Genomic DNA, 11,586 nt, shown 5'->3' on the forward strand with positions numbered 1-11,586 from the left:
CCTACAAGGCGTAGCAAGCGCTGTTTTTTAGAATCCACAGATCGGCATAGGTTGGAAGAAGATGCGGAGCAAGGTGACGGGTGCCCAGCGCTGGGTCGTGAAAATCGGCAGTGCCCTGCTGACGGCAGATGGCAAAGGCCTGGATCGCGCGGCCATGGGTGTCTGGGTCGAGCAGATGGTGGCGTTGCATGAAGCGGGTGTCGAGTTGGTGCTGGTGTCGTCCGGGGCGGTAGCCGCGGGTATGAGCCGCCTGGGCTGGACCAAGCGACCGAGTGCCATGAACGAGCTGCAAGCAGCCGCTGCCATCGGCCAGATGGGCCTGGTGCAGGCGTGGGAGTCGAGCTTCGCTGAACACGGCCGGCACACTGCGCAGATCCTTCTGACCCATGATGACCTGTCTGACCGCAAGCGTTACCTGAACGCCCGCAGCACCCTGCGCACGCTGGTAGAGCTGGGGGTTGTACCGGTCATCAACGAAAACGATACGGTGGTCACCGACGAGATCCGTTTCGGTGATAACGACACCCTGGCGGCGCTGGTGGCGAATCTGGTCGAGGCTGACCTGCTGGTGATCCTCACCGACCGCGATGGCATGTTCAATGCCGACCCGCGCACCAACCCCGATGCCGAGTTGATCTACGAAGCCCGTGCCGATGATCCGAGCCTGGATGCCGTGGCGGGTGGTACGGGTGGTGCGCTGGGCCGTGGCGGTATGCAGACCAAGCTGCGTGCTGCGCGTCTGGCGGCCCGCTCCGGGGCACACACGATCATCGTCGGCGGGCGCCTGGAGCGCGTGCTGGACCGTCTCAAGGCGGGTGAGCGCCTGGGTACCCTGCTGTCGCCTGAGCGTGGCATGCTGGCGGCACGCAAGCAGTGGCTGGCCGGTCACCTGCAAACCCGTGGTACGTTGACCCTTGATGCCGGTGCCGTCCAGGCGCTGCGCGAAGGGCACAAGAGCCTGTTGCCGGTTGGCGTCAAAGGTGTGCAAGGCAGCTTCCGCCGCGGCGAGATGGTGGTCTGCGTCGGTCCGGACGGCCAGGAGATCGCCCGAGGCCTGGCTAACTACAGTGCGCTGGAAGCGCAGAAAATCATCGGCCAGTCCTCCGAGGCCATTGAAAGCCTGCTGGGTTACAGCGCTGAGCCGGAGCTGGTCCATCGCGACAATCTGATTCTGGTATGAGGGAGAACCGTGTGCGTTTGATCAAAGGATTGCTGGGGGCTTTGCTGGCCCTGCCATTGTTGGCCTCGGCCGAGGAAATCGGCCAGGTGTCGACGGTGTTCAAATTTGTCGGGCCGAATGACCGCATCGTGGTCGAAGCGTTCGACGACCCGAAGGTGGAAGGGGTGACCTGCTACTTGTCGCGCGCCAAGACCGGTGGCCTGAAAGGCGGGCTGGGTTTGGCTGAAGACCGTGCCGAGGCGTCCATTGCCTGCCGTCAGGTCGGGCCGATTCGCTTCAAGGAAGAGCTCAAGGATGGTGAGGAGGTGTTCAAGGAGCGCACCTCCTTGGTGTTCAAGACCATGCAGGTCGTGCGCTTCCTGGACAAGAAGCGCAACACCCTGGTGTACCTGGTCTACAGTGACCGGATCATCGAAGGCAGCCCGCAGAATGCGGTGACTGCAATTCCGATCTTGCCGTGGGCTCAGTAATACGGCGTTGAATTCATCGCAGGCAAGCCGTGTTTCCACGGATGCCTGCGATGGCGCCACTACGCTGAAACCACGTCCTCTTCGTGTGCTACCGCCTTGACCTCTTCGTGGCGGCTGATGAATTTCCAGTCCGCTTCATCGATGTAGATCCCGTTCGGCCCGCTGCCACCTTCCAGGTCAATGGCCACCTTGGCTGAGACTTGCGGCTTGACGCTGGCCAGAATCGGCACAAAGCCCAGTTGCAGGCTGGTCTCCAGCAGCGCCGCCTGGTTGCGCTCGTCGATGTCGGCGGCCTCGTCCAGGTAGTACGGCAGGCGTACGCGACCCGCCAGGTCACGGTCCATCAAGTGCAGCAACAAGTACATGTTGGTCAGTGCCTTGATGGTCATGGTGGTGCCGTTGGAGGCGGCGCCGTCGATGTCGGTATGGATCACTGGCTGACCACCGACCTTGGTAATCTCGAACGCCAGCTCGAACAGGTCCTTGAGGCCCAACTGGTTGTGGTTGGCGGCCACCAGGCGTGCCAGGTACTCCTTGGCTTCCTCGTTCTTGTTGTCCTGCTCGGCACTCTGGCTCAGGTCAAACACCGACAGCGTTTCGCCTTCCTCATACTGACCGGCGCTGTGGATAATCTGATCGATGTGCTTGAGCGCTTCCTTGTTCGGTGCCAGAACAATGCGGAAGCTCTGCAGGTTCGATACCTGGCGCTTGTTGATCTCGCGGTTGAACAACGCCAGCTGGTGTTCAAGGCTGTCGTAGTCGCTGCGGATGTTGCGCAGGGTTCGGGCGATGTCGGTGACCGCGGCGCGGCGGGCCTTGCCCAGGGTCAGGGCTTCGTCCTGGCGGTGGGCGTAGGCGTTGATCAGCAGTTGCAGGCGGCGTTCCATGTCGTCTTCGCTGTCGAACTTGGCCACGCCCTTGAGGCGTACCTGGGCGTACAGCGCTTCGATCTGGCCATCGCAGCGCAGCAAGCCCTGCCAGCTGTCCTGGTAGTCGTTGAGCAGCGGCAGCAGGTTGTCCATCGAGTCGTCCACCGGCTCCATGAACGGGGTGCCGAATGGCAGGTCAGCCGGCAGCAGTTGGCGGCGCCGCAGGGCATCGTCAAGGGTGCGTTGCTTGGCTTCCATGTCAGCGATCTGCCGGCCGACCAGTTGCAGCTTGGCCGACAACTGCTGGACGCGCTCGGTGAAGGCGTCGCTGGAGCGCTTGAGTTCGTCCTGAGCCGCCTCCAGTTGCGCGAGCTGCTCGAGTTTTTCGCCTTCTTCGGCGCTCAGTGTCTGCGCGCGGCGGTAGTCTTCCAGCGCTTTTTGAGCGTCCAGTACCTGTTGGTACAGGGCTTCGGTCTGGGTCTTGCTAGCAGCGCGGTCGGCAGCGACGGCCTGTTGCGTCTTGAGCTGTTTGAGCTCTTTTTCCAGGCGCTCTTTCTGGTCGCGCAGGGCCGCGCGGTCGGCCAGTGCCTGCAGCGCAGGGGGTTCAATATGCGACAGGTCGATAGACAGGCCCGGCACTTCAAAGCGCTCGCCCTTGAAGCGTTCAAGTACTGCTTCCAGGGATTTGACCCACAGTTCGCTGTCGTCCAGTTCGATGCCACGTTCGCCCAGGGGCAGGCTGAACAGGGCGCCGTTGAACAGACGCATCAGGCGCTCGACGTCCTGTTGCGAAAACTCTTCGCGCAGGCGGGCATAGCTGTTGTTGTCGGCGTGGTCGAGTTGCTGCTTGACCGATTTCAGTCGCTTTTCCAGGTCACGCAGGCGTTCTTCAAGGTCTTCGGCACTGAACTGCCGTGACTGGGCGAGGGCACCGGCCAGTTCATCGTGGGCATCCTTGGCTGCCAACAGTTGCTGTTCCAGGACCTTGACGTCATCGATCAGGGCAAAGCGGTGCTTGAGCACTGACAACTCGCCCAGCCAGCGTTGGATGCCGGTGATTTCGCGCTCCAGACGCATCAGTTCCTGGGTACCACCGCGTTGATTGTTCTGCAGGGCATCCTGCTCGTTGCGGTAGTGTTCAGACTGGATGACCAGTTCTTCCTTGCGGGCCATCGCGTAGTCCTGCCAGGTACCCAGCAGCGAGTCGAGCAGGGGAGACAGGCGGTGCAGCTTGCCGCGCAGAATGTCACGCTGGGTTACGCCGTTGGCCAAGGCCTCGACCAGTGGGCCGGCTGAGACGAGGGCGTTGTAGTCCTGCTCCATGCGGCGTACGTCGCGGAAGGCTTCTTCACAGGCCGCGATATAGTCGACGCTGCCCGAGCGCAGGCTGTGCTCGAAGGCATCGAGGAACAGTTGCTTGAGTTTGGCCGCAGTGATTTCGCGCATGTGCAGCAGGTTGATGAACAGTGCGCGGAAGGTCTTCAGGCTCTGTTCACTGGTGGAGCGCAAGGGAATCAGGGTCAAGTCCAGCGGCACCGACGTGTGCCCGCCGACCAGCAGTCGACGCAGCTCGTCAGGCTTGAGTTCGTAAGCCTTCAGGCCATTGCGCTCGAGGTTGCTGAACAGCTCTTTCTGGCGCAGGCAGGTGTCGTTCTTCTGGTAGTGAGCCAGGTCCAGCTCGCCGGCATAGGCGAAGAACTGGTGACCGAAACCGCCGCCCGGGCCGCGTCCGACCACGCCGATCACGTGCGGGCCGTGGGGCAGTGAGACTTCACAGAGGATGTAGCTGGTGTCGCTGGCGAAGTAGAAGCGCCGCGACTGCTCCAGGCTGTACTTGCCGAAGCTCATGTCCGACATGCGTGCCAGGATCGGGAACTGCAGGGCGTTGATCGACGCACTCTTGCCCAGGTTGTTGGCGCCGTAGACCGACAGCGGGTGCTCCAGCGGGAACAGACCGAGGCTGTAGCCGGCAGTGTTGAGCAGTGCAAAGCGGCGGATGCCGTAGCGTTCCTGGCTCATGCATCAATCTCCTGTTGCTCTTCGGCGATGGCACGGGCCAGGGCCTCTTCTTCGGTTTCGTCCAGGTCGTCGAACGGGCCCAGATCAAGCGGGTCGTCAGTCTTGAGCAGTTTCTCGTCGCTGTCTTCGTCGACCAGTACGGGCGTTGGCAGTGGCAACGCGCTGTGCAGGCTGGCGGCCAGGTCGCGGTCCTGCTGGACCGACAGGCACACGTCGAGGAAACGGTGCATCGGCGGCAGGAAGCGGTAGATACCATTCTCTTCGCTGGCAAACCCGAGTTGGGTCATGCGCCGCATGATCTTTTCTTCCAGTTCCTCTGGTGTCTGGACTTCAGCCTGGATGAACAGGTCGCGGTATTTCTCCAGCAGCGACGGCAGCTCATCACGGCCCAGGCTGCCGCCATCCAGCACGGCGATCGGGTCTCGCCCCTGGTCGGCCAGGTGCTCTACCAAAATGAAGGTGAACAGCGAGAGGCGTTGGGCGGTCTTGTTGACTTGCGCGGCGGCTTGCTCGGGGACGAAGTAGTAGAAACCACGGGTATCGCAGACCAGCTCGAACCCCAAGGCCCTGAACAGGCCGCGGTACTGGTCCTGAAAGTTCGACAGTTGAGCGTAAAGCTCTGGGTCGCGGCGGCTGATGTGGAAGCCTTTGAACAGCTCGCGGAAGATCGGCGCGAGCTGGGACAGTTCGGAAAGATCAAGATGCATGTGAGGTGCTCGCAGTAGGCTCCAGCGGCGTTTCGCGGCTGGACGTCAGGGCGAATGAGCGCAGGCTGACCTGGTGCTCGCGGGTGTGGTAGTCACGGCGCTCAAGGCGTTCGCGGGTAAAGCGCTTTTCCCGCGACAGGCGCGAGAACCAGTACAGCAATTCGTCGGTGGCGCCTTCGGGCTCCTGCTCCAGCAGCCAGGTCATCAGGTCTGGCATTGGCAGGGCGTCGGTACAGCGTTCGAGCATTTCCTTGACCGTGCGCGGTGCGCGCGGCGGTTCGCCCTTCTGGTTCTTGTGCGCCTTGGGGAACTGCGCCGGCTTGGGCTCGAAGCGGGCCAAGGCATAGACATAGGCTTCCACCTGGCTGGCGCTGCCGAGGAAAGTGCTCTGCGGCCGGGTGAACAGGGGCATTGCCGCGTGTGGCACGGCGTCCAGGCCTTTGCGGCGGATCACCGACAGGGCCAGTGCCGCGCCTCGGGTCACGGCGTTGTGTCGGCGCGCTTCTTCACGCAGGGGCAGCAGCAGTTCGCGGGCATGACGCAGTGTCAGTTGCGCGCTGGTTTGCATTTCCAGGATGCGGGCATGGGTGCGCAGCAGCATGTCGTCGTCGACCAGTTGGCCCAGGCGTGCCTGTTCGCCAAGCAGGCGCAACAGCACGGTCTCGACCTTGCGTACACCCTGCTCGAAGGCGCCGTCGGCGTTGACCAGTTGGATCATCGGCTCGACGTACTCGTCCCAGGTCGCGAGAACTTCAGCGTAACGCTGGCGCAGGGGAATCTGCCGGTCGCTGGTCTTGGCCCGTTCGGCCACGGCCACCAGTGCCTGTTCGTCGTTGTCGAGCTTTTTCAGAACGTCACGCACCCGCATGTCGAGCAGGCGCAGTTGGCGTGCGAGGTCGTTGCCGTCGCGAATGTCGAAGGCGTCCTGGATGTGCCCGGCCAGACGCTCGAGGTGGCGCAGGTAGGCTTCGATTTCCAGGCACAGGCCAAGGCGGTGCTCGCGGCGCAGGTAGGCGAGGAAATCGTGGATCTGGGCATTCAGTTCAAAACGGTTCGGGCTTTTGGCCACGGGCACCAGAATATCCAGGCGAATCCACACATCGAGCAGGTTGGTGATGTCTTGCGGCGTGCTTTCCAGCTGCTGGGTCGCCAGTTGCAGGCGCAGTTCTGCCAGGCTCAGGGTGCCCTGGTCGAAGCGCTCGCACAACGGCTCGAGCAAGGCCCAGTGTTCGGCTAGGGCGCGCAGGACGCGTTTGGGTTCGATCATTGGCGGGTCGACTCGCTGCCAAATAAAAGCGCCGATTGTACTGCATCATGCGGTTGTCGATTCACCCCTTGATCGCTTGTGGGTATTCTCGGGCGGATTTCTGCCGATCAACTGCGGCGCCGGGCAGCGAAGGGCGGTAGAATGTGGGCCCTGACTTATCCACAGATGGCCGACCTTTGCTCACCGAGTCCCGCCGCCGCGCTTACCTCAATGCCATGCAAGTAGTGCCTTGGCTGCCGCGTGCCGAACTGCCGTTCGCTGCGCCGTCGCGCCCTGAACTCTTGCTGCCGTTGGAGCCGCTGGTGGAGGAGGTTGCACATTCGCCCGTGCAACAGACCGCCCCCGTCGTTGTGCCGGTGAGCAAGCCGGTTGAGCGGCAGAAAATCGAGATCCCGCGCCCCAGCACCACCCCGCGAGCTGCCAGCAAGCCGCTGGAAGAGGCCGAGGAGGCGGTAGCGCCGGTCAAGGCGGCTGTCGTTCCGCCGCCGCGTTTCGCCTTGCAATTGCTACGTGCAGGGCGTTGCCTGGTGTTGGTCGAGTTGGCCACTGGCGAACCGTTCCAGAGTCGCGATCCGTCCTACTTGCTGCTCAAGGACATGTTGCGTGCCGCAGGCTTGCCAGACAGCCCGCAGATCATCGGTGAGCCCGTGCGCTGGCCACTGTTGGTGCGTGGCAACCTTGACCAGGGGCCGGGGGCGGCCCGTGACTTCGTGCAGGGCTTTATCCAGGCCCGCCTGGAAGACGCTCCGTGCGCCTGCCTGTGGCTGGTTGGTCTGCCTGCCGTGCGCTTTGCTGGGGAGGCCGACGAGCAGGCCTTTTACCGTGAATTACCGGTCGAGGGCCTGGGGCATGCCTGGGCCTTGCCGGGCCTTGAAGTGTTGATGGACGAGCCGCAACGCAAGGCGGACGTCTGGAAAGCCATGCGTCGGCTGATGGCGCGCTGGAAACCAAGCGATGAGTGACACAATCAGTTTTCGTCGGATGACCGAGGCGGACCTGGATGCCGTACTGAAGATCGAATATGCCGCCTTCAGCCACCCCTGGACCCGAGGAATTTTCCTCGACGGGCTAAAATCCTATGAAATCTGGTTGATGTTCGAGGGTGGGCAGCAGGTTGGGCACGGGGTGATCAACGTGATCATCGATGAGGCGCACCTGCTCAACATCACCGTCAAGCCGGAGAGTCAGGGGCGCGGCCTGGGCTTGCGCTTGCTTGAGCACCTGATGAAACGTGCCTACGAGCTCAACGGCCGGGAGTGTTTCCTCGAGGTGCGCGCCAGCAACCAGTCTGCCTACCGGCTGTACGAGCGCTACGGCTTCAACGAAGTGGGTCGGCGTCGAGATTATTACCCCATTGCTGGTGGTCGCGAGGATGCGCTGGTGATGGCCTGCACGTTGATCGACTGAAGGCAGTTCCATGCTGCGCGTGACCTGTTCGGCGTGGCGCCTGTCAGAGACTGCGGATCATCTATGAGGCTTGAACATGCACGACCTACAAGAACTGATTGATAACAACGCCCGCTGGGCTGATGCAATCAAACAGGAAGATCCGGAGTTTTTCGCCAAGCTGGCACGCCAGCAAACGCCTGAATTCCTGTGGATCGGCTGCTCTGATGCGCGGGTGCCGGCCAACGAAATCGTCGGCATGCTGCCGGGCGATCTGTTTGTTCACCGTAATGTCGCCAACGTGGTGCTGCACACCGACCTGAACTGCCTGTCGGTGATCCAGTACGCAGTAGACGTACTCAAGGTCAAACACATTCTGGTCACCGGCCACTATGGCTGTGGCGGTGTGCGGGCCTCGATGCAGGATCGCCAGTTGGGCCTGATCGACGGCTGGCTGCGTTCGATCCGTGACCTTTACTACGAGAACCGCGTGGCGCTTTCGCAGTTGGCTACTGAGGAAGAGCAGGTCGACCGCTTGTGTGAGCTGAACGTGATTCAGCAGGTGGCTAACGTTGCTCATACCAGCATCGTTCAAAACGCCTGGCATCGTGGGCAGAGCCTGTCGGTGCATGGCTGCATCTACGGCATCAAGGATGGCCGCTGGAAGAGCCTCAACACCACCATCAGCGGCTTTGAGCAGTTGCCGCCGCAGTATCGCCTGCGCCCACAGGACTGAGCCCTGTAGCCTCATTGTCGGCGTTGGCCGGCAATGAGGCTTGAGCGATCAGATCTCTTCCAGAGGCTGTTGCAGCGTTTGCAAGCTGCGCCTTACCGCATCGGTGTTGCATTTGGCTGCGGCCTGCTCCGGGTTCATTTCCCGAATTGAACGGTAGAACAGCTCACAGGTCTGCGTCTTCGCGGTGACCTGCCATTTTTGCGTACAGGCATTCAGCGTGGCCTCGGCATCGGCCTTGGGGTTGCTGCCCATGCCGGCCTGCCAGCAGGCGGCGCTGAGGTCCTGGCCCATCATCTTCAAACCCGCCGCGTCTGCCTGGTCCTGATCGCCTGCGTGGTTGGCTTTGTCTGCGGTGTACCAAATGGCGCTGGGGTGGTTTGAGCCCAGTACCGGCACGCGTTGCCCGGTCGTCGGGCTGATAGTCACCAGCCCCAGTACGTTGACGCGTTGGCCATAGGTTTGCTCCACCCAGGTACGTACCGGTGAACCAAATGCCACCATCGGCAGTGAATCCCCCCTGGCGTTGCGGGTAACCGCCTTGACCATGCTCGTCTGGTAGTCGTTGAAGTACCCGTAGACACCCTCGAGCGCTTTGCCGGCAGAGGCAGGGGCGGCAATCGGGGCAATGTCGACGATGGTCTGGAAGGCCGGCGTGTTATCCACAGGTACACCGTTGACACTCAACAGGTACGCCCAGCGGTCAGTGGTGTTCGAGCGCAGGTAATCTTGCGCCTGGGTCAGCGAATAGTCTGGCGGAAAGTGCAGCAGCTCGATGCTGCGGCGATTTTCCAGGGCCATGCCCAGTGGCAGGAACAGCAGCCAGTTGTAGGCCCACTTGCCGTCGCGGTTGAGCTGGCTGGCGCCCTGGTAGGCGAGTTCGCCATTGTCTAGCAGGCGCGTCAGCGGTTCGCCGTAGGTGCTGGGGACGTCTGTAATATCGGCATACAGGGTGCCATTGTCGCGCCCCACCCGGACCGTCGCTTGGGTGTAGCCGTCTCGCGCTACGCTTTGCTTCAGGTAGTGCTCGACGGTCTGTTCCAGCGTCCAGTCCCGGAAGCAGATAGCGCTGCAGTTGTTGGGGTAGGCAAACAACCTGCTGACCCGTTGCTGATCACCCAGGGTGACCCTGGTATCGGCCTGTGGTGTCGTGCTCAGGGCCAAGGCAGACAGCCCAAGCGTCAGGGTTAATAAAGTGGTTTTGCGCATAGTTGACTCCATGCCAGTGGCCTCTCTCCTTTTGCTAGTCAGGCCATACTGTAGGCATTTCTGTGGGCTTGGGAAGTGGAGCGTTTATGCGGGTGATACGGCGCAAGGTGGCGCTGCCAGTGATGGGCCTGTGGCTCGGTACGTTTGGGGCGTATGCCGATGAGCGCGACGTGCGCATGTTCGCCCTCTGGGCTGGCGACCATGAGACGCGAGTGTTCCGTGACATGCTGGTCGAGGCGCGACTCTATGGCAGGGTTCCAATACATGAGTTGCTGCGCTCAGCCAGCGACTGGCGGCTATGCGCTGCCGAGCCATTCGCGGTACCGCCTGTGGGGCAATGGCCCGCCGTACGCTCGACCCTGCAACTGCTCAAGGCCCTGGATGATCAGCACGTCCTGCGCCGCTACGAGGTCGTCTCGGCGTACCGTAATCCCACGCTCAATGCGTGTGCCGGTGGCGCTGTTGGCAGTGCACACACCCGCGCCTTTGCGGTTGACCTGTTGCTGCCCCGTGGTACTGATCCCGCGTCGTTGTGCCGTTTCTGGCAAACCCAAGGTGCTGCCTGGAACATGGGATTGGGGCGCTACCCTACGGGGCGGATTCACATCGATACGGCCGGCTATCGGACCTGGGGTGGGGATTTCAGCTCAGGTTCATCGTATTGCCAGCGGCTTGCGACTGCGCCGTGATCCAGTCAGCGAAGCGTCGGTATGTAGCGTGCTCGGCAATGGGCTGGGGGCAGAGCAGGTAATACGCTGAGCCGTCCTTGATAAAGCCCTGAGGCGCCTGCAGTTGCCCGGCCGCGATTTCGTCCTGCACCATCAGGAACGAGGCCATTGCCAGGCCCAGGCCAGCCACTGCTGCCTGGATGCACAGGTAGAAATGCTCATAGTCGGCTCGGCTGCAGTCCTGGGCTGACTGCTTGCTCAGGCGTAACCAGATGTTCCAGGCATTGGGTCGTGAGCCTGTATGCAGCAGCCGTTGCCCTACTAGTCCCTGTGTGGCCAGGGCGTTGTTGCACACCGGGCCTACGTATTCGTCACAGACCTTAACGGCGTCCAGGCCTTTGCTCCATGGGAAGTCATCGCGGCGCAGCGCAAGGTCAATACCGCTGCCGATAAAATCCACCGGGCCGCCGGCCGCCACCAGATGGATGTGGATGTCTGGGTGCGCGGCATGGAAGGCCGGCAGGCGCGGAATCAGCCATTTCATGGCGATAGTCGGCTCGCAGGAGAGCACCAGAACGTTTTCCCGCGCCTGTTGTTGCAGGCGATAGACCGCACCTTCCAACTGCTCGAACAGCGACTGGGTGGTGCCATGCAGGGCGCGTCCGGCGGCCGTGAGGAAAATCGCCCGGTTGCGTCGCTCAAACAACTGCACCCCGAGGGACTCCTCCAGCAAGCGCACCTGCCGGCTGACGGCACCATGGGTGACGTGCAGCAGTTCGGCGGCGCGAACGAAGCTTTCGGTTTGCGCCGCGACGTCGAAATAGCGGAAGGCGGAGAGGGCGGGCAGCTTCATATCTGTGAGGAAAACTAGCGGATTTGTCGCACTATAAATCGCTTTTTAGCCACAACGAAGCTTTCGATAATAAGCACCGTACAGAACAGATGTTCTGCGGAGGGGGGGCATGCTTAATGGGTGCGCGGCGCCTGCATCGCGGGCAAGCCCGGCTCCTACAGGCTGCTCGGTCTTTGTTGGAGCAGGCTTGCCTGCGATGGCGTCGGTGGGGTGCCCTTGAGTTCG

11 protein-coding genes are annotated in these 11,586 nt (G+C 62.0%); 6 read left to right on the forward strand and 5 right to left on the reverse strand.

The window, feature by feature from the left end:
• Positions 1-61 precede the first annotated feature (61 nt).
• Together proB and UIA24_RS00330 are read left to right on the forward strand one after the other, a co-directional pair.
• Complete coding sequence (gene proB, locus UIA24_RS00325) at positions 62-1,180, forward strand: glutamate 5-kinase (protein ID WP_330521913.1); 1,119 nt, start codon at positions 62-64, stop codon at positions 1,178-1,180.
• A gap of 11 nt (positions 1,181-1,191) precedes the next feature.
• Positions 1,192-1,650 carry a CreA family protein gene (locus UIA24_RS00330; RefSeq protein ID WP_099773504.1) on the forward strand — a complete coding sequence of 153 codons (459 nt, stop codon included), beginning with the start codon at positions 1,192-1,194 and terminating at the stop codon, positions 1,648-1,650.
• A 59-nt stretch (positions 1,651-1,709) separates the two neighbouring features.
• Here UIA24_RS00330 and mksF read toward each other — a convergent pair whose 3' ends face one another.
• The 3 genes from mksF to mksB are packed head-to-tail and all read right to left on the reverse strand — an operon-like array spanning position 1,710 to position 6,512.
• Positions 1,710-4,538 (reverse strand): Mks condensin complex protein MksF, encoded by a 2,829-nt coding sequence (gene mksF, locus UIA24_RS00335; protein WP_330521914.1) that lies wholly within the window; start codon positions 4,536-4,538, stop codon positions 1,710-1,712.
• Positions 4,535-5,245, reverse strand: coding sequence for an Mks condensin complex protein MksE (gene mksE / locus UIA24_RS00340; RefSeq protein WP_065760612.1), 711 nt, complete (start codon positions 5,243-5,245; stop codon positions 4,535-4,537). The genes mksF and mksE overlap by 4 nt, the downstream gene beginning before the upstream one ends.
• On the reverse strand, positions 5,235-6,512 hold the full coding sequence (gene mksB, locus UIA24_RS00345; RefSeq protein ID WP_065760611.1) for an Mks condensin complex protein MksB: 1,278 nt from the start codon (positions 6,510-6,512) through the stop codon (positions 5,235-5,237). The genes mksE and mksB overlap by 11 nt, the downstream gene beginning before the upstream one ends.
• Positions 6,513-6,688: 176 nt before the next feature.
• Here mksB and UIA24_RS00350 point away from each other — a divergent pair, with 176 nt between their 5' ends.
• The 3 genes from UIA24_RS00350 (at position 6,689) to can (ending at position 8,634) form a co-directional block, all read left to right on the forward strand.
• On the forward strand, positions 6,689-7,474 hold the full coding sequence (locus UIA24_RS00350) for an energy transducer TonB (RefSeq protein ID WP_330521915.1): 786 nt from the start codon (positions 6,689-6,691) through the stop codon (positions 7,472-7,474).
• Positions 7,467-7,919: a ribosomal protein S18-alanine N-acetyltransferase gene (gene rimI / locus UIA24_RS00355; protein WP_099773507.1), complete on the forward strand. Its 453-nt coding sequence runs from the start codon at positions 7,467-7,469 to the stop codon at positions 7,917-7,919. Before UIA24_RS00350 ends, rimI begins: the two co-directional genes overlap by 8 nt.
• 76 nt (positions 7,920-7,995) lie before the next feature.
• Complete coding sequence (gene can / locus UIA24_RS00360) at positions 7,996-8,634, forward strand: carbonate dehydratase (protein ID WP_065760608.1); 639 nt, start codon at positions 7,996-7,998, stop codon at positions 8,632-8,634.
• A gap of 48 nt (positions 8,635-8,682) precedes the next feature.
• Here the strand turns inward: can and UIA24_RS00365 are convergent, their stop codons facing one another.
• Positions 8,683-9,840, reverse strand: a complete 1,158-nt coding sequence (locus UIA24_RS00365; RefSeq protein WP_330521917.1) for a hypothetical protein — start codon at positions 9,838-9,840, stop codon at positions 8,683-8,685.
• Between the two features lie 122 nt (positions 9,841-9,962).
• Between UIA24_RS00365 and UIA24_RS00370 the strand changes: the two genes are divergently transcribed.
• Positions 9,963-10,529: a D-Ala-D-Ala carboxypeptidase family metallohydrolase gene (locus tag UIA24_RS00370; RefSeq protein ID WP_099776527.1), complete on the forward strand. Its 567-nt coding sequence runs from the start codon at positions 9,963-9,965 to the stop codon at positions 10,527-10,529.
• Here UIA24_RS00370 and UIA24_RS00375 read toward each other — a convergent pair.
• Positions 10,483-11,361: a LysR substrate-binding domain-containing protein gene (locus UIA24_RS00375; protein ID WP_330521918.1), complete on the reverse strand. Its 879-nt coding sequence runs from the start codon at positions 11,359-11,361 to the stop codon at positions 10,483-10,485. The genes UIA24_RS00370 and UIA24_RS00375 overlap by 47 nt on opposite strands.
• Positions 11,362-11,586: the final 225 nt, after the last annotated feature.

It is taken from the genome of Pseudomonas sp. AL 58 (assembly GCF_036348395.1).
Taxonomy (GTDB): domain Bacteria; phylum Pseudomonadota; class Gammaproteobacteria; order Pseudomonadales; family Pseudomonadaceae; genus Aquipseudomonas; species Aquipseudomonas defluvii.